Source organism: Acetohalobium arabaticum DSM 5501 (assembly GCF_000144695.1).
GTDB classification, from domain to species: domain Bacteria; phylum Bacillota; class Halanaerobiia; order Halobacteroidales; family Acetohalobiaceae; genus Acetohalobium; species Acetohalobium arabaticum.
The window spans coordinates 904,797-925,323 of sequence record NC_014378.1; the positions used below are offsets into that span (position 1 = coordinate 904,797).

Annotated in this window: 22 protein-coding genes and 1 pseudogene; 22 read left to right on the plus strand and 1 reads right to left on the minus strand. The window is 38.4% G+C overall.

From position 1 onward, the window contains the following. Positions 1-2 precede the first annotated feature (2 nt). The 21 genes and pseudogenes from cbiG to pnpS all read left to right on the plus strand — a co-directional run bounded on the left by cbiG (position 3) and on the right by pnpS (position 18,821). Complete coding sequence (cbiG, locus tag acear_RS04460; protein WP_013277817.1) at positions 3-1,064, plus strand: cobalt-precorrin 5A hydrolase; 1,062 nt, start codon at positions 3-5, stop codon at positions 1,062-1,064. Then, on the plus strand, positions 959-1,780 hold the full coding sequence (gene cobJ, locus acear_RS04465; protein WP_013277818.1) for a precorrin-3B C(17)-methyltransferase: 822 nt from the start codon (positions 959-961) through the stop codon (positions 1,778-1,780). The genes cbiG and cobJ overlap by 106 nt, the downstream gene beginning before the upstream one ends. After that, the gene (gene cobK / locus acear_RS04470; protein ID WP_013277819.1) at positions 1,777-2,535 is read left to right on the plus strand and encodes a precorrin-6A reductase; all 759 of its coding nucleotides are present in this window, start codon (positions 1,777-1,779) and stop codon (positions 2,533-2,535) included. The genes cobJ and cobK overlap by 4 nt, the downstream gene beginning before the upstream one ends. Before the next feature lie 18 nt (positions 2,536-2,553). Then, entirely contained in the window at positions 2,554-3,177 is a 624-nt protein-coding gene (gene cobU / locus acear_RS04475; RefSeq protein WP_013277820.1) for a bifunctional adenosylcobinamide kinase/adenosylcobinamide-phosphate guanylyltransferase, read from the plus strand. Beyond that, positions 3,167-4,684, plus strand: a complete 1,518-nt coding sequence (locus acear_RS04480; RefSeq protein WP_013277821.1) for a cobyric acid synthase — start codon at positions 3,167-3,169, stop codon at positions 4,682-4,684. Before cobU ends, acear_RS04480 begins: the two co-directional genes overlap by 11 nt. A 26-nt stretch (positions 4,685-4,710) precedes the next feature. Next, positions 4,711-6,231, plus strand: a complete 1,521-nt coding sequence (locus tag acear_RS04485) for a cobyric acid synthase (protein ID WP_013277822.1) — start codon at positions 4,711-4,713, stop codon at positions 6,229-6,231. A 29-nt stretch (positions 6,232-6,260) separates the two neighbouring features. Then, positions 6,261-7,214, plus strand: coding sequence for an adenosylcobinamide-phosphate synthase CbiB (gene cbiB / locus acear_RS04490; protein ID WP_013277823.1), 954 nt, complete (start codon positions 6,261-6,263; stop codon positions 7,212-7,214). A 17-nt stretch (positions 7,215-7,231) separates the two neighbouring features. Further along, positions 7,232-8,620 carry a cobyrinic acid a,c-diamide synthase CobB gene (locus acear_RS04495; protein ID WP_013277824.1) on the plus strand — a complete coding sequence of 463 codons (1,389 nt, stop codon included), beginning with the start codon at positions 7,232-7,234 and terminating at the stop codon, positions 8,618-8,620. A 1-nt stretch (position 8,621) separates the two neighbouring features. Then, positions 8,622-9,221, plus strand: coding sequence for a cob(I)yrinic acid a,c-diamide adenosyltransferase (locus acear_RS04500; RefSeq protein WP_013277825.1), 600 nt, complete (start codon positions 8,622-8,624; stop codon positions 9,219-9,221). Next, on the plus strand, positions 9,178-10,002 hold the full coding sequence (cobS, locus tag acear_RS04505) for an adenosylcobinamide-GDP ribazoletransferase (protein ID WP_148217672.1): 825 nt from the start codon (positions 9,178-9,180) through the stop codon (positions 10,000-10,002). The genes acear_RS04500 and cobS overlap by 44 nt, the downstream gene beginning before the upstream one ends. Positions 10,003-10,020: 18 nt before the next feature. Continuing rightward, positions 10,021-10,929: a GHMP family kinase ATP-binding protein gene (locus acear_RS04510; protein ID WP_013277827.1), complete on the plus strand. Its 909-nt coding sequence runs from the start codon at positions 10,021-10,023 to the stop codon at positions 10,927-10,929. After that, positions 10,922-12,028, plus strand: coding sequence for a threonine-phosphate decarboxylase CobD (gene cobD / locus acear_RS04515; protein ID WP_013277828.1), 1,107 nt, complete (start codon positions 10,922-10,924; stop codon positions 12,026-12,028). Before acear_RS04510 ends, cobD begins: the two co-directional genes overlap by 8 nt. A gap of 3 nt (positions 12,029-12,031) precedes the next feature. Beyond that, positions 12,032-12,643 (plus strand): alpha-ribazole phosphatase, encoded by a 612-nt coding sequence (gene cobC / locus acear_RS04520; RefSeq protein WP_013277829.1) that lies wholly within the window; start codon positions 12,032-12,034, stop codon positions 12,641-12,643. A 16-nt stretch (positions 12,644-12,659) separates the two neighbouring features. Continuing rightward, a pseudogene (locus tag acear_RS12320) lies at positions 12,660-12,875 on the plus strand (IS200/IS605 family accessory protein TnpB-related protein); the annotation flags it as partial. 152 nt (positions 12,876-13,027) lie between these two features. Continuing rightward, entirely contained in the window at positions 13,028-13,810 is a 783-nt protein-coding gene (sigG, locus tag acear_RS04525) for an RNA polymerase sporulation sigma factor SigG (protein WP_013277830.1), read from the plus strand. A 1-nt stretch (position 13,811) separates the two neighbouring features. After that, complete coding sequence (gene spoIIR, locus acear_RS04530) at positions 13,812-14,498, plus strand: stage II sporulation protein R (protein ID WP_013277831.1); 687 nt, start codon at positions 13,812-13,814, stop codon at positions 14,496-14,498. 137 nt (positions 14,499-14,635) lie between these two features. Continuing rightward, complete coding sequence (locus tag acear_RS04535) at positions 14,636-14,905, plus strand: PRC-barrel domain-containing protein (protein ID WP_013277832.1); 270 nt, start codon at positions 14,636-14,638, stop codon at positions 14,903-14,905. Positions 14,906-14,998: 93 nt separating this feature from the next. Continuing rightward, complete coding sequence (gene nikR / locus acear_RS04540) at positions 14,999-15,418, plus strand: nickel-responsive transcriptional regulator NikR (protein ID WP_013277833.1); 420 nt, start codon at positions 14,999-15,001, stop codon at positions 15,416-15,418. An 81-nt stretch (positions 15,419-15,499) separates the two neighbouring features. Further along, the gene (gene pgeF, locus acear_RS04545; RefSeq protein ID WP_013277834.1) at positions 15,500-16,312 is read left to right on the plus strand and encodes a peptidoglycan editing factor PgeF; all 813 of its coding nucleotides are present in this window, start codon (positions 15,500-15,502) and stop codon (positions 16,310-16,312) included. A gap of 19 nt (positions 16,313-16,331) precedes the next feature. Beyond that, a complete protein-coding gene (locus acear_RS04550; RefSeq protein WP_013277835.1) occupies positions 16,332-17,039 on the plus strand; it encodes a response regulator transcription factor in 708 nt (235 codons plus the stop codon). A 3-nt stretch (positions 17,040-17,042) separates the two neighbouring features. Further along, positions 17,043-18,821, plus strand: a complete 1,779-nt coding sequence (pnpS, locus tag acear_RS04555; RefSeq protein ID WP_013277836.1) for a two-component system histidine kinase PnpS — start codon at positions 17,043-17,045, stop codon at positions 18,819-18,821. Between the two features lie 84 nt (positions 18,822-18,905). Here pnpS and acear_RS12535 read toward each other — a convergent pair whose 3' ends face one another. Further along, on the minus strand, positions 18,906-19,058 hold the full coding sequence (locus tag acear_RS12535) for a hypothetical protein (RefSeq protein WP_013277837.1): 153 nt from the start codon (positions 19,056-19,058) through the stop codon (positions 18,906-18,908). 96 nt (positions 19,059-19,154) lie between these two features. Between acear_RS12535 and acear_RS04560 the strand changes: the two genes are divergently transcribed. Next, complete coding sequence (locus acear_RS04560; RefSeq protein ID WP_013277838.1) at positions 19,155-20,420, plus strand: RNA-guided endonuclease InsQ/TnpB family protein; 1,266 nt, start codon at positions 19,155-19,157, stop codon at positions 20,418-20,420. Positions 20,421-20,527: the final 107 nt, after the last annotated feature.

The following is a 20,527-nucleotide window of genomic DNA, read 5'->3' on the forward strand; positions in this document are numbered from 1 at the left end:
GAATGAATTTAGCTGTAATAGCTATTACAGATAATGGAATCAAAACAGCTTTTAGAATAGCAGAAGAGATGGAAGCCGGACTTGATATTTATTTACCTGATAAGTTCAAGGAAAGTACAGAAACAGAGCAGGTGAATTTCTATACCGGTAGACTGAAAGAATTGGTCAGTAGAATTTTTACTGAATATGATGGATTAATCTTTGTTATGGCTTTGGGAATTGTAATTAGAGTAACGGCTGATTTTTTAACCGATAAACGTCGGGATCCGGCAGTAGTTACAGTTGATGAGACAGAAGAGTTTGTAATCAGTACTCTCTCCGGCCATCTAGGAGGAGCTAATGAGCTGACTGTTCAGCTGGCTAGCTCTCTTGGAGCAGCACCGGTGATTACCACGGCTACCGACCGGCAGGGTAAACTGGCTATTGATATGCTGGCTAAAGAGTTGGATTGTAGAATAGATCCTTTTTCTAATTTGAAGCATATCAATGCAGCTATTGTAAATGATAAGGAGATTAATATCTTTACTGATTATGAACTGGATCTAGGTTCGGATAAGAATCTTAATTTTTATTCGCTGAATGAGTTAGACCAAGTGAATTCGGCTCCGACGGTTGTTATCTCTAATCAGCCGGTAAAACTGCCGGAGAATCTGGCTCAGAAGCCTTATCTTTATTTACGGCCGAGAAATTTAACTGTTGGTATCGGCTGTCGGCGCGGTGTCAGTAAAGAAAGGATTGCTGCAGCAGTAGATAAGGCTTTAGCAGAAATAGATAGTGATTTAAACCAGGTTAAATCACTGGCAACTATTGATCTGAAGTCTGATGAAGCAGGTTTAGTTGAATATGCAGAAGATAAAGATTTAGAGTTGAAGATTATTTCCCGTGATAAAATTAAAAATGCAGATCTGGAGTTTACTACTTCAGAATTTGTAAAACAGACGATAGGAGTTGGTGGAGTATGCGAACCAGCAGCATTATTGAGTGGCAAGAAGATGGAATTACTCTTAAAGAAGACGAAACTGGACGGAGTGACAGTAGCAGTAGCCGAGGAGAGGTTTATGTAGTAGGCATCGGTCCTGGAGATTTAGAACATTTAAGCATTAAAGCCTTCCAGATTATTAAGGATGTAGATGTGGTAGCCGGATATAATACCTATATTGACCTTGTAGATGAATTAATCAGTAAGGAGCAAGAAGTTATTTCAACCGGCATGACTAAAGAAATAGATAGAGTGGAGATGGCTTTAGAAGCAGCCCAGAAAGGCAATCGGGTAGCAATAGTCAGCAGCGGTGATGCCGGAGTCTATGGTATGGCCGGCCTAGTATTGGAGACAGTAGATAAGAAGGATCTGGAGCTAGAAGTTGAGATAATACCGGGGATTACTGCTGCTAATGCTGCAGCTTCAACTTTGGGAGCGCCATTGATGCATGATTATGCAGTAATTAGCCTCAGTGATCTCTTAACTCCTTGGAAAGTGATTGTAGACCGGCTTAAGCGAGCAGCCGGTGGAGATTTTGTAGTTGTGCTCTATAATCCGAAGAGTAAACAGCGCCAGCAGCAGATAGTAAAAGCCAGAGAGATATTCTTACAGCATAAAGAACCAGCAACCCCGGTAGGAATTGTAAGAAGTGCTAAACGCGGCAGCGAAGAGATGGTGATTACTGATCTGGAGAATATGCTGGACGAAGAGATAGGCATGGTTACTACGGTGATTATCGGTAATTCAGAGACATTCAGTTTTGCTGACTCTATGGTGACCCCCAGAGGATATGAAGTATGATCTATCTGATAGGAGGAACTAAAGACAGCCGTCAATTAACTAAGAAGCTGCTTGAGGCTGGTTATGAAGTAGTAGTTTCAGTAGCAACAGAGTATGGTGAAAAGCTGGTAAATGAGATTGAGGGAGTAGAAGTAATTGCTGATAGATTAGATCAGAGCGGGATGGAAGAAGTAATTGAAGAGTATAATGTGGACCGAGTAATTGATGCTACCCATCCTTTTGCTGCCTTGGTTTCGCAGACAGCAATTAAGGCAGCTGCAAGTAAAGGAAAGGAGTATCTTAGATTCGAAAGACCGCCGATTGAATTACCAGAAAGTGAACTGATAATTGAAAAGGCCGGCTTTGAGGCAGCTTTAGACTATCTTAAGGGAACTACAGGCCGAATTCTACTGACTATCGGCAGTAAAGAGCTAGATCGGTTTGTAACAGTGATCCCTGATTTTAATCAGCGGGTGGTGGCTAGAGTCTTACCGACGGCTGGAGTATTACAGAAGTGTCAACAGGAACTGGGAATTCCTCCGGCTAATTTGATTGCTATCCAGGGACCTTTCAGTCAAAAACTGAATCAGCAGTTATTGATTGATTATGGAATTGATCTGTTGGTAACTAAAGCCAGCGGTAAAACCGGCGGTCTGGATACTAAATTACAAGCAGCATTGGACTTAAAACTTCCGGTTTTAGTTATCAGGCGTCCGGAAATTGATTATCCTCAGTTAGTTACTAATATGGAGGAACTAGTGGATCAGTTAAATTAGATAAAGGAGTGGCAAATAATGACAGATGAATTCAAGAAGGTTTTAATTTTGGGAGGAGCTCGTAGCGGCAAAAGCTCTTTTGCTGAAGATATGGCCTATACTTTAGGCCGGAAAGATGTAACCTATATTGCAACTGCTAAGCCGGATGATGAGGAGATGCAAGAACGGATCAAGCATCACAAAGAGCAGCGTCCTGACAGCTGGAGAACAGTTGAGGAGCCAGAGAAGGTAGCTGAGAGAATACCTAAATTGGCCGGTGAGGCTGAAGTAATTCTGCTGGATTGTCTAACAGTCCTAGTTTCCAATCTTTTACTGCAGGGAGAAGAGCTGGGAACAGAGGATTATCATTTCAAGGAGGGAGAACAGAAGTCTCAGGAGACTTTAGCCGAGCTTGAAAAATTAGCAACAGCTATCGAAGAAGCCGAGGCCAATATAATTGTAGTTTCTAATGAGGTAGGCCAGGGTTTAGTGCCTCCTTACCCTTTAAGCCGTATTTATCGGGATACTGTAGGTCGGGCTAATCAACTTTTAGCTCAGGCGGTTACAGAAGTATATATCAGCTATGCTGGACTGCCAGTGGAGATTAAAGAGTTAGGAGAGAGAACTAGAGAGAAATTTGGAGGTTATAACAATGACTGCTAAGACGATTATGCTGCAGGGAACTGCCTCTAATGTAGGTAAGAGCATTCTAACTACTGCTCTATGCCGTATCTTTGCCGAAGACGGCTATCAGACTACTCCTTTTAAGGGCTGGAATATGGCCCTGAATTCCTATGTAACTAAGGACGGCGGAGAGATCGGAATAGCCCAGGCGATTCAGGCCCAGGCGGCAGGAATAGATATTACTGTAGATATGCAGCCGTTTCTGTTGAAGCCGAAGGGCAAAGGGGAATCACAAGTTATCAAACACGGTCGGCCGATGGCTGATTTAGGGCTTAAAGAGCAGGACAGCCAGTACCGCCAATTTGCCCTGCAGGAAATTGAGCAGTCTTTAGATAGACTTTGTGAAGAATTTGAGATGGTAGTTATGGAAGGAGCAGGCAGCCCGGCGGAGATAAATATTAAAGAACGGGACTTAGCAAATATGAATGTAGCTAAGCTAAAAGAGACACCGGTGCTGTTGGTAGCAGATGTGGACCGGGGTGGGGCCTTGGCTTCAGTAGTAGGAACTATTGAACTTCTTCCACCAGAAGAAAAAGAACTGGTAGCAGGAATTATCCTCAATAAATTCCGTGGCGATAGAGAACTGTTAGAGCCTGGAATTGAGACTGTAGAGGAAGAAACAGGAATTCCAGTAGTAGGGGTTATCCCCTATTTTCAGGGGTTTAGAATTCCGGCTGAGGATTCGGTAGCCTTGACTGATCTGCAGGATGAAGATGTAGAAGTTGAGATTGCAGTAATCAAACTGCCTCATATCTCTAACTTTACTGACTTAGAGCCTTTTGAGCAGGAGCCGAAGACCGGCGTAAGGTATATAACTCAAAGAGATCAACTAGGTAATCCTGATTTGATTATTATTCCCGGTAGTAAGAATACCATCGATGATCTCTTATATTTACAGGAGACCGGATTGGCAGCTGAGATTGAGCAGGCAGCAGAGAAATCAGTACCGGTTATAGGAGTCTGTGGGGGTTATCAGATGCTGGGGCAAAAGGTCTATGATCCAGAAGGAACTGAATCTAACTGGCAGGAACTTGATGGATTGGGGCTGCTGCCGATTGAGACTACTTTCAGTCCTAATAAGCTCACCTTTCAGGCAGAGGCTGTAGTTAAGGGCAGCGGTGAATTCTTTGCTGACCTAACTGGTAGTGAAGTAGCAGGTTATGAGATTCATATGGGTACTAGCCAGTTGATCAGTGATAATTCGCCGGCCTTTAGAATTAAAAAACGCGGGCAGGAAGAGGTTAATATTGCTGATGGGGCCGTCAGTCAGGACGGTTTAGTCTTTGGTACTTATCTTCACGGTATCTTTGCTAATGATAACTTCCGCCGCAATTTGATTAATAGGCTGCGTGAAAGAAAAGGTTTAGAACGTTTAAAAGCCGATACAGTTTCTCATCAGGTTAAATTAGAGGAAAGTTATGAGCAATTAGCTGCTATTGTTAGAGATAATCTGGATTTAGATCAAATCTATAGAATTATGGAATAATCAATTTAGTAAGTGAGGTGGAAAGAATGACAGCTAAAACGCTTATGTTTCAGGGGACAGGTTCTGATGTCGGTAAGAGTGTAATGACTGCAGCCTTCTGTAGAATTCTTGCTCAAGATGGTTATCATGTAGCTCCTTTTAAATCACAGAATATGGCGCTAAACTCCTATGTAACTAAAGAAGGAGGAGAGATCGGCCGGGCTCAGGCGGTGCAGGCTGAAGCAGCCCAGGTTGAGGCAACAGTAGATATGAATCCGATTCTCCTAAAGCCTAAGGAGGATACTACTTCCCAGGTGATTATTCATGGGCGACCGCACCGGAATATGGGCGCTCAGGAGTATTTCAACCATCGTGAGGAAGGATTAAGCTATATTCAGGAGTCACTGAATAGATTAAAAGAGGATTATCAGGGCGTAGTCTTAGAAGGAGCCGGCAGTCCTGCCGAGGTTAACTTAAGAGAGTATGATTTAGTGAATATGAAAGCGGCTGAACTGGCCCAGGCACCGGTAATTTTGGTAGCCAGCATTGAGCGGGGCGGAGTCTTTGCTTCGATTGTCGGTACCTTTAAGTTGTTAAATGAGAGTGAATTGGAGAGAATTAAAGGGATTATTATCAATAAATTCAGAGGTGATGTCAGTAGATTAAAGCCGGGGCTTGAGTTTATAGAGGAATATACAGGAGTTCCGGTTTTAGGAGTAATTCCTTACTTTACTGATTTTAAAATACCAGAAGAGGATTCACTGCCGGCTGATAGATTAGAAGGCAGCCAATATGGAGATATAGAGATTGCTATTCTATATTTACCCCATATTTCAAACTTTACTGACTTTGCTCCGCTAGAAGATGAGGCTGATGTTAAAGTCCGGTATATCAAAGATGGAGAGCAATTAGGAGAGCCGGATGCAGTTATAATTCCGGGCAGTAAGAATACTATTGAAGATCTGGAGTATTTACAAGAGGTAGGCTATGTTGATCAGATACAGGAGTTAGCTGAGAAGGGAACAATGGTAGTCGGTATCTGCGGTGGTTACCAGATGCTGGGTACTAAGATAACTGATCCGCACCGGATGGAGACTGATGGTAAGGAGATTGCAGGCCTGGAACTGTTGAAGGTGGAGACTACTTTTAATCCCGAAAAGGTAACTAAACAGGTAACAGGGGAGATTATCAATAATCAGAATCTATTTAGTAGTTTAGCCGATAGATCTATAGCTGGCTATGAGATACATATGGGTGAAAGCAGGTTGGGTAAAGGAGTTGAACCTTTGATTGAAGTCTCTGCGGAAGATGAAAAGAAGACTAGACTGGATGGAGCAGTTAGTGAAGACGGTCTGGTATTTGGCACCTATCTCCATGGTATCTTTGATAATGATACCTTTCGTCGCAGTTTTATCAATTATCTACGCCAGCAGAAAGGGCTGCCTAAGTTGGACTGTAGTGCAGAAGTATCTACTGCAGAAAAGAGAGAAAAAGCCTATGAACAGCTGGCAGAAATAGTAAGAGAGAATGTGGATCTGGAGCAAGTCTATCAAATTCTGAATTTATAAATTTTACTCAGGGAAGAGGAATTAAAGCTATGTTTGAACAAATTAGTATTATAGTTATAGCAGCAGTAATCCTGGATTTAGTTATAGGAGAGATAGATAGGATTACTCATCCGGTAGTGATTATCGGTAATTTCATTGACTGGGGAGAGGAAAGATTAAGACAGCTTGCTGGCAGTAGCTTGGCAGAAAAGGCTGCCGGATTGATTCTGGCTGTAGTGACAATTGGGCTGACCTGGTCTATAACTTACTTTTTGGTGATGGCGGCTGTTAAAGTAAATATTATTTTAGGATTAATAATTAAAGTATTATTGATATCTATAACACTTTCTATCAGCGGTTTAGCTGAGGCAGCCAAGGGAATTTACCAACCTTTAGTGAATGATGATTTAGACCAGGCCCGCCAGAAGTTGGACTGGATTGTAGGCCGGGATACTGATGAGTTAGCAGAAAACGAGATAGTCCGGGCTACAGTAGAGACAGTAGCTGAGAATACTGTTGACGGAATTCTTTCTCCATTATTTTATGCTTTCTTGGGCGGAGCGCCTCTGGCCATGGCCTATAAGGCCGTTAATACTCTGGATTCAATGTTGGGCTATAAGAATGAACGCTACCGCTACTTCGGTTGGGCTCCGGCCCGCATAGATGATCTGGCTAACTTAGTTCCAGCCCGCATCAGTGGTCTCTTATTTCCATTGGCAGCCTTATTGTTAGGCAAGAATAGTCTACAGTCATTTAAGATAGTACTCCGTGATGCCCGCAAGCATCCCAGTCCCAACGGAGGCTACTCAGAAGCAGCAGTAGCAGGAGCTTTGGGAGTGAGATTAGGCGGCCTTAATTATTATCATGGAGAGCCCAGCTTCAGAGAGCATTTGGGAGATGAAACCAGAAAGCTAGTAGCTGCTGATATTAAGGCGGCAATTCATTTGATGTACTTAACTACGGGGTTATTCTTGATTAGTGAGATATTGTTTGTGATTATTTAATGGAAGGAGCCAATAAAATGCAACCAAGAGTCGTGATTGCCGGTACCCAAAGTGGAGTTGGTAAAACAACACTGGCTACCGGACTGATGGCTGCCATGACCAAGAAAGGTTATGATGTTCAGCCTTATAAAGTAGGGCCTGATTATATAGATCCAGGCTTTCATACTGCAGCTACCGAACGGATTTCGCGTAATTTAGATAGCTGGATGGTATCTTCAGATAAGTTAATAGAGCTATTTGATAGGAATAGTCAGGGAGCCGATATTTCAATTATTGAGGGAGTGATGGGCCTATTTGACGGACATCGCGTCGATGAAGGAGACGGGAGTACTGCGGAAGTGGCCAAGATTCTATCTGCTCCAGTAATTTTGATCATCGATGCAGGTAAGATGGCTCAGAGCGGAGCAGCTTTGGCTTACGGGTATAAGCATTATGATTCCGAATTGAACCTGGCCGGTGTGATTTTAAACCGCGTCAGCAGTGACAGCCATTATCAGATATTGAAGGAACCGATTGAAGAACTAGGGATTTCTGTGCTGGGATATATTCCGCGGCAGGAGAGTTTAGAGCTGCCGGAACGACATTTAGGCTTAGTACCGACCTCTGAAACCTCTCAGATGGATGATTATATAGATGATTTAGCAGAGGTTATTCTTCAGAATCTGGATTTAAAGGAGCTATATAATCTAGCTGCTGAAACTGAAGAAGTTGAAGTAAAGAAGAAAACTCTATTTTCACAAACCGGACCAGTATCAGAAGTGAAACTGGCAGTAGCCAGAGATGAAGCCTTTAACTTTTATTATGAGGATAATCTTGATTTATTGGAGGAAAACGGCGTTGAATTAGAATATTTTAGCCCTGTTTTTGATACTGCTCTACCTGAAGATATAGCAGGGCTTTATATCGGCGGTGGTTTTCCTGAAAGCTTTCTTGCTGAGTTAAGTGATAATCAGTCTATGCAGAAGAGTATTAAAGAAGCTATTGTAGCCGGAATGCCTGTTTATGCCGAATGCGGCGGTTTAATGTATCTGACAGAAGCAATTACTGACTTCGAGGGAGAGACTCATTCGATGGTTGGATCAATTTCGGGTCGAATAGAGATGACAGATCGGCTGCAGGCGATGGGATATGCTGAGGCTGAAGTTAAAGAGGATAATATTCTATTGAATCAGGGAGATAAGGTACGGGGACATGAGTTCCATTATTCTCGATTAGTAAGTTTACCAGAAGATACTACTTATGCCTATCGATTAACAGGAGGTAAAGGAAGGGATAACCGGGCGGGCGGTATTCTTAAAGATAATCTGTTGGCTTCTTATCTCCATCTCCATTTTGCCAGCAATCCGGCTGTGATTGATAACTTAATTGATAGCTGTCTAAAATTCATAGAAGGGAGCAGTTATTAAAATGAACTCAGAATTAGAACAGGGACTAGTTCAGGTCTATACCGGAAAGGGTAAAGGAAAGACTACAGCATCTTTAGGATTGGCACTGCGAGCAGTCGGCCATGGATTTAAGGTAGTTATGATTCAATTTATGAAGGGAAGTGCTTATTCAGGAGAGCTTTTTTCAACCGAGCGGCTACCTAATTTAAGTATAAAGCAGTTTGGGAGAGGATGTCCCTATGCTGCTTTAATTAGAGAAGGTCTACGTAAATGTGACGGCTGTGGAGAATGCTTTCTAAAAGGTGAAGAGGATGAAGCTAAAGAGGAATTTAAAGAATATGTTGATGAAGCCTATAGTTATGCTCAGAAAGTCTTACAGAATTCAGAGATAGATATTGTTATTTTAGATGAGATCAATAATGCTTTACGGTATGATTTATTGGCTGTAGATGATGTATTGGACTTAATCTCTTTAAAAGGAGATAAGACAGAGCTGATCATGACAGGACGCGGATTTGATGATGATATCTTAGAAGCAGCGGATCTGGTAACAGAGATGAAGGCCCAAAAGCATCCTTATGCTGACCAGGGAATCAGCAGTAGAAGAGGGATTGAATATTGATAATGAACAAGGAAGTGATAAGCCAATGTTGATCAGAAGATTAGTTACTCGCTTGATTATTTCACTGCAGTTTTTGACTAGAATTCCGATTAATGCTGATATAAATTATACTTCTCGTAATGTTGGTAAGTCTATGATTTATTATCCAATTATCGGTAGTCTAATTGGAGCTATATTAGTAGGGCTGAATGTAGGTTTCAGCTTCTTATGGTCTGATTTAGCAGTTAAAGCTTTGCTTTTAATTGCCTGGATTATGATTACCGGCGGATTACATTTAGATGGTTATATGGATACTATTGATGGTATCTTCAGCGGTCGCTCTAAACAGCGAATGCTAGAGATTATGCATGATAGCCGAGTAGGGGCCCATGGGGTAACAGGTCTTATGTCATTATTGTTATTGAAGTTTGTCTTTTTAACTGAGCTTACTGCTCAGATTGAAGTAGAGGTTCTATTGTTGGTACCCACTTTAAGTAGATGGGCTATGGTCTATGCTGCTGCTTTCTATCCTTATGCTAGAGAGGAAGCAGGTTTGGGTACAGCATATGCTGAGTTTGTTGAGACTAAAGAACTTTTAATTGCTTCTTTATGGACAGCAGTCTTAGCAGGCTTATTATTAGGAGTCTATGGTTTGGCAGCCTTTATTCTAGTCTGGATTATAACAGTAGTAATTATTAGAATTATTACTAAGCGAATTGACGGCTTAACAGGTGACTGTTATGGAGCAATTAATGAATTAATAGAGGTATTTGCATTATTAGCATTAACATTAATCTATTAATAGAAAGAGGTGGGTAAAGTGAAAGCAACGGTTAGAGCTCCAGGAACCTGTGGTGAGTTAGTCCAGGGAACAATTAATGGTGATAACTTCCATGTTACTTGTCCGATTAATTGTTATTCATATGTAACAGTAGAATTAACTACAGAGCTGAAAAGAAGTATCTGTAACTGTAATCTATCGAAGACAATTAAGGCTGTCGATAAGACCTTGGATTATCTGGGTAATGATAGCTTAAAGGCCAGGATTGAAGTTGATTCTAATCTAATATCTGAGAAAGGAATGGCCAGCAGTACAGCTGATATTACAGCAGCAATTCTGGCTACAGCCGTTGCTTCAGGAGAAAGGATCACCTCTGATGAAATAGCTAACTTAGCCCTTAGTATTGAACCAACAGATGGTCTTTTTTATGAAGGGATTGTTCTTTTTGATCATGTGCAGGGCAAGCGGTATAGGTATCTGGGTGAGGTGGCAGGAATAGATATTTTGATGCTGGATCTAGGGGGTAAAGTGGATACCTTGGATTTCAATAATAGAAAAGATTTGGCTGAATTAAATCGAAAGAATGAACCAGAGACCAACCGGGCTTTAAAATTGGCAGTAGAAGGGATTAAAGAACAGAATTCAAAGCTGATTGGTAGGGGAGCTACTCTAAGTAGTCAGGCTAATCAGAGGATTTTGGCTAAACCTCACTTTAATAAGCTACTTCAGCTGACTGAATTACAGGGAGTCTGGGGAATAAATGTAGCTCACAGCGGAACGTTGCTCGGAATTTTACATGATTCGAAGAGGATTGAGACTGAAGCTTTAAAAACAGAGGTTCAGAATATGAAAGATGATTTATCTATATATAATGTAAAGCTGATCAATGGCGGATTGGAGATAATTGAGAGCAGTTTCAATCAGGAAAGGAAGTATCAATATGGCTAGTAATAAACGAATCCACGGCGGCAATATTAAGGCAGCAGCAGATAAGTATGGTTTAAAGCCGGATAAGATTATTGATTTTAGTGCCAATATAAACTTTTTGGGTCCTCCGGCTGTAGTAGAGGATGTAATCAAGGATAATTTAGATGATATAGTTAATTATCCAGAGCCGAATGCTCAAAGTCTATCTTTAGCTCTGGCTGAGTACCATGGAGTAGAAGCAGAGAATCTAATTGTTGGTAATGGAGCAGTAGAATTAATATATCTGGTCAGTAAGGTGATTTCACCTGAGCAGGCATTGGTGCTGGCTCCAACCTTTTCAGAGTATGAAGCAGCCGTTGAGAGTGTGGGAGGAGAAGTGAATCTGTTTGAACTGAATCGGGCCAATAAGTTCAGTTTGGAGATTGATGAGTTAATTGTTGAGTTGAATAATTCTCAGCTGGATTTATTATTCTTATGTAATCCGAATAATCCGACAGGAGATTTAATAAGTAAGGATGATTTGTTGAAATTATTGGCTACAGCTGAGAAGAATGATGTTTTTGTAATAGTTGATGAAGCTTTTCTGGATTTTTTATGGGCTGAAGCTGATTATACATTAATCTCTAAAGCAGCAGCTGTTGATAATCTACTGGTGCTGCGGTCTATGACTAAATTCTTTGCTATTCCCGGTTTAAGGGTCGGTTATGCTGTTACTAATCGTCAGCTGGTAACAAAACTGGAAGAAAATAAAGATCCCTGGAATGTGAACCTATTTGCTCAAAGAGTAGGAACTGAGGTTGTAGCTGAAGATAAATATATTCAAAAGACTAAAGAGGCGATTAATCGAGAAAAGAAGTTTCTGTATCAGTCTCTAGAGAAACTGACAGGATGTGAGCCTTATCAGCCGGCAGCTAATTATATTTTAATCGATATTTCTAAAACAGAGTATACTTCGACAGAATTGAAGGATAGATTAGCCAGTAAGGGTATCTTAATTAGAGACTGCAGCAGTTATCATTTATTGGGAAGTAATTTTATTCGGGTAGCAGTTAAGGGTAGAGAAGATAACCAACAATTAATTGCTGCTTTAAAGTCATTGCTAGAAGCAGGGGGAGAATAAAAGATGGCTACTGAGATTATCTTAGTTCGACATGGTGAGACGTTGTGGAATAAGGAGTCCCGGTTTCAGGGTTCAGCCGATGTAAAGTTGAGTTCAGATGGTGTTAAGCAGGCTGAAAGACTGGCGGAAAGATTTGCCGACTTTAGGCTGGATATGGTTTATGCTAGTGATCTACAGCGGGCAGCAAAGACAGCAGAGATAGTAGCAGATCAGCACGGAATTAATATTAATACGGAAGCTAAACTTAGAGAAGCCAATTTTGGTGTCTGGGAAGGTTTAACATTTGAAGAGATCAAAGAACGTGATGGAGAGAAATTAGATGCCTGGCTTAAGGATCCGGTAACAGTTCAGACACCGGAAGGAGAGAACTTTGAAGAGGTACAGAAGAGAGCAAAAGAAGGTTTAAATAGAATAAAGACTAAACATGAAGATGAACAAGTATTAGTTGTAGCCCACGGCGGTACAATTCGGGCACTGTTAGTTGATCTCTTGGGAATGCCGCTAAGTAACTTCTGGCGGATTCAACAGGATAACACTGCGGTAAATATAGTTAAATTCTACGATGGAGATCCGATTGTATCCTTAATTAACTGTACGCAACATTTAAGAGAATAAAAAATAGAACCTCCTTGTTGCTGACTATCTACATAAAGCTAGTAAGAAGATAGTTGAATTAGCAACTAAAAATAATGTAGATACTATAGTAATTGGTGATATAGCAGGTATTAAGCAAAATAATTCAAATAATAAACATTTTGTAGCTATTCCTATACAAAGATTTAAGGATTTGATAGAATACAAGGCTAAATTAAAAGGGATTAAAATTGTTTTTGTTAATGAAGCTTACATTATATATAGATAGATGTTATTGCATCAGTATCTTTTTAGATACTGGTGTTTTTTTATTAAGTATTGCAAAAATTACATGTATAAATCTTGAAGTACCCGGCAATAATGATAATAGAAGGTATCAACTGGTAAAAACTGGGAGGGTCAGCCTTGGGAAATAAAGTAGATATTTCTGGGGTAAATACTTCAGAATTACCTGTTCTATCCAATGAAGAAATGCGAGAGTTATTCAAGAAGATGCAGAATGGAGATAGAGAAGCACGCCAGACGATAGTAGGCGGTAATTTAAAATTAGTACTTAGTGTGTTGCAGCGATTTAATAACCGTGGTGAGCCTATTGATGATTTATTTCAGGTAGGATGTATCGGATTGATGAAAGCAATTGACAATTTTGATCTCAGCAGGAATGTTAAGTTTTCTACTTATGCTGTCCCGATGATTATTGGCGAGATTAGACGCCACCTTAGAGATCATAATCCTATTAGAGTCAGCCGTTCATTGCGTGATACCGCCTATAAAGCTTTACAGATGAAAGAAAGCCTAGAGAATAAAACTTCGGAAGAACCAACATTGACTGAAATTGCTCAGGAATTAGGTATACCCCGGGAAGAGATAGTACAAGCACTTGATGCAATTCAAGATCCTATTTCTCTCTTTGAGCCTATCTATCAAGATGGTGGAGATCCTATTTATGTAATGGATCAGGTTAGCGATGATGATAGTGAAGATGAATCCTGGCTAGAAGGAATTGCTGTTAGAGAAGCACTGCGCCAGCTAGAGGATAGAGAGAAGTTGATTCTAAGTATGAGGTTTTATAAAGGAAAGACACAGATGGAAGTTGCAGATAATATCGGTATTTCCCAGGCTCAAGTATCTCGTTTAGAAAAAGCAGCTTTAGAGAATCTTGAAAAGTATGTAAGTGAGGAACGATAATATGAAAAAAATTAGATTAATGGCTATTACAGTAATTGCTTTAGTTATTTTAGTCGGGTTTGGTACTTCTTCAGCAGTGGTGTTTACACCTGAGCAGGATACCACTGCTTATAAACATAAAAATTTACTGCGGTTACATGTGATAGCCAATAGTAATTCTGTAAATGATCAAAAGATAAAGCGAAAGGTTCGGAACAGAATTATGAATCAAACAAAGAAATTATTTATTGGAGTGACTGATGCTGATAAAGCCCAGGAAGTAGTAAAGGAAAACTTGGGCTACATAGAAAGTGTTGCTGAAGCAGAATTAGCTAGCCTGGATAGTAATTGTCAGGTTAAAGTTAAGTTAGGTAACTTTCATTTTCCAAAGCGAACTTATGGTAGCAAAACCTTGCCGGCTGGAGACTATAATGCTTTAAGAATAATTATTGGTCAAGGGCAGGGTCAGAATTGGTGGTGTGTCTTATTCCCTCCTTTCTGTTATATAGATTCGGTTAATAAAAAGGAAGCTAAGAAGAATTTTGAAGCGTTAGAAAAGGAAGAAGTGAATATCAAGGTTAAATCAAAGTTTATGGAGTATGTAAAATCCAATCCTCAGCTAACCCAAAAGAAAAAGGAAATAACGAATTTGTTAAGAACTTCAGTTACTGATTTAGATAATTTAATTAGCAATTTGACTAGTGATTAATTAATATTAGTTTAGTTAAAGGCTCCCTTGTAGGGAGCTTTTATTATTTTTGGTAACATATCCGGAATGGGATTCATATATATAATTGAGATTAAATACATAATATATAAATAAGCTGGGGAAGAGGAGGGATAAAGGTGATTAAGACCTCTGAATTGAAGAAAAAAGAGGTGATTAGTGTTAACGGCGAAAGATTAGGCTTGATTAAGGATATTGAGTTAGATTTAAACAAGGGAAAGATAAAGGCAGTAGTAGTTCCGGGAGAAAAGAAATTATTTGGAGTTTTATCAGACCCTGATGATTTAGTTATTAACTGGAACCAGATTCAGAAGATAGGTGAAGATGTGATTTTGGTAAATTTAGATGAGTTTGCTAACTTTGAAAATGATATTACTGAGGTAAAATAATTTAAATTAATACAGGAATTTTCTTCTGTTTTATCGAAATTTATAAATAAAGTTTGAATTTATTTACAAAATAAAGGGTTAGGTGATGCTAATATGGATGAATTAGTAAGATTCGGCATATCAATGAAGGAAAGCTTGCTTAATAAGTTTGATGATTTAATTGCAAATAAAGGATATTCCAATCGTTCTGAGGCTATTAGAGATTTGATTAGAAATAGATTAGTAGAGAATGAATGGGAGGATGAAAAAAAAGAGGTTGCTGGAACTGTTACTTTAATTTATGACCATCATTCTTCCGGTTTAAGTGATAAGTTAAATACTATTCAGCATGATGCTCATCACCTTTTTTTGTCAACTACTCATGTGCATTTGGATCATCATAACTGTTTAGAAGTATTAGTAGTTAAAGGAAAAGCCGGAGAAGTACGAAGCATAGCTGAGAGATTAATTGGGGTCAAAGGCGTTAAACATGGTAAATTGACTATTACTTCTACAGGAAAAAATTTGGATTAATAACTAAACCAGACATATATATGTCTGGTTTAGTTATTTTAATCTGTTGAAATAGTATAATATATTAGAGGTGTGAATTTTATGTTCAAATTGATTGAAGGTAAGAAAGTAAAGTATTATACTATAGAGGAGTTTGCTGATACTGATTTGGTAACTCATGCTTTTTCTACTAGATTGGGTGGGATTAGTAAAGGTGACTTTGCTGAGCTGAATTTAGGCTTTCATACCGGAGATAGAACAGAGAATGTACTCAAAAATCGCCAGAGGCTCTGTGATGAGTTGGAGATAGATTATCGTCAGTTAGTAGCTGGAGAGCAGGTTCATTCTGATAATATTGAGATAGTAACTGAAGCTGACCGAGGTAAAGGGGCAGTTGAGTATCGAGATTCGATTCCTGAAACCGATGCTTTAATTACTAATCAAAGAGATGTAGTTTTGACTTCTTATTATGCTGACTGTGTACCGGTAATTATTTTAGATCCGGTTAAAGAGGTAGCTGCCCTAGCCCACGGCGGATGGAAGGGAACAGTAAAGAAGATAGGACAGAAGACTGTTCTTAAAATGAAGCAGGAGTTTGGTTCAGAGCCTGAAGATATCTTAGTCGGTATCGGTCCTTCTATTGGTTCCTGTTGTTATGAAGTAGATGATTATGTAATTAAGCCGCTTAGCCAATCAGTTGATTATTGGGAAGAATTAGTGATTAAGACTGGCGATAATAGCTGGAAGCTTGATTTATGGCAGGCTAATAGCCGACAGTTGCAGGATATAGGGGTTTTAAAAGAGAATATTATAGTTAGTGAAATCTGTACTGCCTGTAATACTGATAAGCTATACTCCTATCGAGCGGAATCTGGTACTACTGGGAGAATGGCCAGCTTAATTAAATTAAAATAAACCATAATGAGGTGTTCTTATGAAGGAAAAGAAGATTTTAGTTGTTGATGATGAAGAAAATATAGTTGAATTAGTTAAATTTAATCTAGAAAAAGAAGGGTACCAAGTCTTTGTAACTTATGATGGTCAGGCTGCTCTTGATAAATTACAGGAAGAAGATATTGATTTATTGGTTCTGGATTTAATGTTGCCTGAAATTGGCGGGCTGGATATCTGTAGACAGATTAGAAATGACGATGAGTTGAGTGATTTACCGATTATTATGTTAACGGCAAAAGAGAAGGAAGTAGATAGAATTTTAGGATTAGAATTAGGGGCTGATGATTATGTAACTAAGCCTTTCAGTCCTCGGGAATTGGTAGCTAGAGTTAAAGCAATCTTAAGAAGGACAGGCTCTTCTGGTCAAAAAACAGATGAAGATTGTATCAAGCTGGGTGAGATAGTAATTGATTTAAATAAATATGAGGTACTGCTTGATGATAAACAGGTTAACTTTACTCCTAAAGAGTTTGAATTATTGATGTTATTGGCTAAAAATGCGGGTAAGGTGCTTACTAGAAATTTTCTTCTTAAAGAGATCTGGGGTTATGGCTATAATGGCGATACTCGAACGGTGGATGTTCATATTCGTAGAACAAGACAGAAATTAAATAATAATCTTGCGGAAGATGTTGAGTATATAGAAACAGTAAGAGGAGTCGGATATCGCTTTAAGGAGTTGGAGTAAAATATGTTCTTCAAAAGCATTAGATGGAAGATAATGGCACTCTGGTTAGTATTAATTATTTCTGTTTTAATCATTTCGGGATTGATTTTGAATGATAGGTTGAAACATCATTTTACAACCCAGCTAGAGGAGGATTTAATTAAAGAAACAAAGCTGATTAGGACTCTGTTGCAGGATAGGATAAGCAGTAGCCAGCGGCAAGTTGAAGAGATAGATAAACTGGTTACTGAGTATGGTGATAAGATAGATGCCAGGATTACCATTATTGATGCTGATGGTTTAGTATTAGGTGATTCAGAAGAGGTCCCTACTGATATGGATAATCATCTTCACCGGCCAGAAGTACAGCAGGCATTAGAATCAGAAGTAGGTAAGTCTACTCGGTACAGCAAGACATTACAGATGAATATGAAGTATATAGCACTTGCAGTAAAAAGTGAGAACGAAATAACCGGAATAGTTAGACTAGCCTTACCTTTAACGCAGGTTGAAAATTCGTTATTTGATATTTTTTGGCGGTTAATATTTTCTGGCGTAGTAGCTATTATTATTTCTTTGATATTGGGATTGAAGTTAACTAAACGAATTACTGACCCTATTGATCGTATGACTCAGGTAGCTGCTCGAATGGCCCAGGGGAATTTAGATCAGCGATTAAGTTTTAACTTTCAAGATGAGTTAGGACGATTAAGTAGGGCTTTTAACAATATGGCTGATAAATTAGAAGCTAAAATTAATGAAATTTCTGGAGAAAAGAATAAGATTGAGGCTATTTTGCGGGGGATGGGCGATGGAGTAATTGCAGTTGATGAAGATGGTAAAATAATTCTTTTAAATCCAGCAGCTGAAGAAATTTTTCAGCTTAAAGAAGAGAAGACTTTAGGCAAATATACTATGGAAGTAACCCGCAGCCATAAATTGGATGATGCTATAATGGCTTCGTTGAAAAATGGTGAAGACATTACAGAAGAAATAGAGACTATCTATCCTGTAGAAAGGATGATTAGAGTCCATGTTACTCCTATTAAAAATGATAAAACAACTGAACGGGGAGCAGTAGCTGTTCTACGGGATGTGACAGAGTTAAGGCGGTTAGAACAGATTAGAACTGAATTTGTAAGCAATGTTTCTCATGAATTACGGACTCCATTAACTTCTATAAAGGGTTATGTGGAGACCTTATTGGATGAAAGAGATTGTGAACCAGGGGTTCGGGAGCGCTTTTTACAGGTTATTAAAGACGAAACTGATCGTTTAGAGCGGTTGATAACTGATTTATTGAATCTATCCCAGTTAGAATCGGCATCTGATAGCTTTGATCAAGAATTGGTTAATTTAAATCAGGTGATCGAAAATGTTTTAACTACTGTAATGCCTAAGGCGGATAATAAGGGGATAGATCTTAAAGTTGATGTTCCGGTTGATATAACTGGGATTAAAGGTAGTCGAGGCCAGTTAGAAAGATTATATATTAACTTAGTGGATAATGGTATTAAGTATACTTCGGAAGGCGGTCAGGTTAAGATTAAAGTCTATGAGGATGAGGATAGAGTCTGGAGTGAAATCATTGATACGGGAATGGGTATTCCAGAAGAAGATCTACCTAGAATTTTTGAAAGGTTCTATCGTGTAGATAAGACTAGATCCCGCAAATTAGGGGGGACGGGTTTAGGTCTATCGATAGTTAAACATATTTTGGAGAGACATAATGGCGGAATAGAAGTAGAAAGTAAAGTAGAAGAAGGAACTAAATTTATTTTCTGGTTACCTAAGCCGAAGTAGTTTTATAAAATTCAGCTCAGAAAACCCCTATGCTTGTCGTAGGGGCTGAATGAGCCTTTAATTTTAAAGTTCGATATCTTGAAATTAAACATTCTTTTGGTTTTCATACTTGTTAATAATATACTCCATGCCTTCTTCAATTAAATCATTAGCATTTTTGTCTAATTCAATAGCTAAAACTTTAATTTTTTTGTATAAATCCTCATCTAATGTAGTATTAATATTTTTTCTAGCCATATTAAGCACCTCCATAATTAATTATAATACATAGTTGACAATGTGTCAATGATATGCTATAATTAACATAGATAACAATGTAAAGGAGGTGAAAATATGAAACTGTCTTTTAAATTCAAACCTAATTTCAGCCATAAACAATTAGAAATAATTAAAGAATTATCTTGGCATTGTTCAAAATTATACAATACAGTTAATTATCAAATAAAAAATAATGAAGATGTTAAACCTGTCTATACTAAATTAGAAAAACAATTTAAATCTAATTGGCACACAGACTATTTACACAGCCATAATAGACAACAATTATTTAAACAACTAGCTCAAGATTGGAAGTCTTATTTTAACTCAATTAAAGATTACAATAACAACCTGAGCAAGTATCAAGGTCAACCAAAACCACCTAATTTCAAGTATTTAGATAGCAATCCAAGTGAGATTATATTTACTAATTTAGCTACTAGAGTTAGAGAGAATAATCTTCTTTTGTCCCTGTCTAAAGAGATTAAAAATCAATATCAGGTGGACAGTCTTAAATTTGAATTGCCACCAGCAGTTCAAAGCCTGATTAACTTAGATAACCTCCAACAAGTAAGAATAAAAAAAGATAACCTCTCTAGCGATTGGTATTTAATCATCATTCACAAAGTAAATGAAAAAGAAAATGCTTCAGGAGATAATTTAATGAGCATAGATTTAGGTTTGGATAATCTTGCTACCTTAACATTTAAGGACGATATTGATTCTTATATTATTAATGGTAAACCGCTCAAAAGTAAGAATAAGTATTTTAACCAGGAAATAAATAGATTGCAATCTATTAGAATGAAACAAACCAGTAGTAAAAAGTTTAAAGATACCAAACAAATTAAGAAGTTAAGAATAAAACGCCAAAACTATATCTCGAACTATCTCCACCAAGCTAGCAGAAAAATAATTAATTTAGCTAAAAATAATAATGTATCTAAAATAGTAATTGGAGATTTAAAACAAATCAAGCAAAATATGAACTATAATAAATCTTTTGTTCAAGTGCCAATTCAACGATTAAAAGATTTAATTGAATATAAAGCTAAATTAGCTGGTATAAAGGTATATATTATCAATGAAGCCTATACTAGTGGCTGTAGTGCATTAGACAAAGAAAAGTTAAATAAAGTTAATTACAATAAATTTCGCAGAGTTGAAAGAGGACTATTCTTTACCGAAGATAGTATACCAATCAATGCTGATGTTAATGGCAGTTTGAATATAATGAGAAAGTTTCTTAAAGATAAATGTATTCCTGAAATGGTAGATAAGTTCCATAGTAGGGATAATGGGGCTGTGAACTCTCCAGAACGAATAAGAGTTGCCCGATAATAGGTGCAAAAACTTAATTACTAAACTTCGTTCAAATCTCTCTAGTAACACATTGCTTTTTTAGGATGTGCGAAGTAAGAGAAGCTTCCGCTGCTTGTCTCGGAGGT

Bases quoted from the DNA above. Each gene is read 5' to 3' on its own strand.
- cbiG (WP_013277817.1), top strand. From the start codon at position 3: ATGAATTTAGCTGTAATAGCTATTACAGATAATGGAATCAAAACAGCT.
- cobJ (WP_013277818.1), top strand. From the start codon at position 959: ATGCGAACCAGCAGCATTATTGAGTGGCAAGAAGATGGAATTACTCTT.
- cobK (WP_013277819.1), top strand. From the start codon at position 1,777: ATGATCTATCTGATAGGAGGAACTAAAGACAGCCGTCAATTAACTAAG.
- cobU (WP_013277820.1), top strand. From the start codon at position 2,554: ATGACAGATGAATTCAAGAAGGTTTTAATTTTGGGAGGAGCTCGTAGC.
- acear_RS04480 (WP_013277821.1), top strand. From the start codon at position 3,167: ATGACTGCTAAGACGATTATGCTGCAGGGAACTGCCTCTAATGTAGGT.
- acear_RS04485 (WP_013277822.1), top strand. From the start codon at position 4,711: ATGACAGCTAAAACGCTTATGTTTCAGGGGACAGGTTCTGATGTCGGT.
- cbiB (WP_013277823.1), top strand. From the start codon at position 6,261: ATGTTTGAACAAATTAGTATTATAGTTATAGCAGCAGTAATCCTGGAT.
- acear_RS04495 (WP_013277824.1), top strand. From the start codon at position 7,232: ATGCAACCAAGAGTCGTGATTGCCGGTACCCAAAGTGGAGTTGGTAAA.
- acear_RS04500 (WP_013277825.1), top strand. From the start codon at position 8,622: ATGAACTCAGAATTAGAACAGGGACTAGTTCAGGTCTATACCGGAAAG.
- cobS (WP_148217672.1), top strand. From the start codon at position 9,178: ATGCTGACCAGGGAATCAGCAGTAGAAGAGGGATTGAATATTGATAAT.
- cobD (WP_013277828.1), top strand. From the start codon at position 10,922: ATGGCTAGTAATAAACGAATCCACGGCGGCAATATTAAGGCAGCAGCA.
- cobC (WP_013277829.1), top strand. From the start codon at position 12,032: ATGGCTACTGAGATTATCTTAGTTCGACATGGTGAGACGTTGTGGAAT.
- spoIIR (WP_013277831.1), top strand. From the start codon at position 13,812: ATGAAAAAAATTAGATTAATGGCTATTACAGTAATTGCTTTAGTTATT.
- nikR (WP_013277833.1), top strand. From the start codon at position 14,999: ATGGATGAATTAGTAAGATTCGGCATATCAATGAAGGAAAGCTTGCTT.
- pgeF (WP_013277834.1), top strand. From the start codon at position 15,500: ATGTTCAAATTGATTGAAGGTAAGAAAGTAAAGTATTATACTATAGAG.
- acear_RS04550 (WP_013277835.1), top strand. From the start codon at position 16,332: ATGAAGGAAAAGAAGATTTTAGTTGTTGATGATGAAGAAAATATAGTT.
- pnpS (WP_013277836.1), top strand. From the start codon at position 17,043: ATGTTCTTCAAAAGCATTAGATGGAAGATAATGGCACTCTGGTTAGTA.
- acear_RS12535 (WP_013277837.1), bottom strand. From the start codon at position 19,058: ATGGCTAGAAAAAATATTAATACTACATTAGATGAGGATTTATACAAA.
- acear_RS04560 (WP_013277838.1), top strand. From the start codon at position 19,155: ATGAAACTGTCTTTTAAATTCAAACCTAATTTCAGCCATAAACAATTA.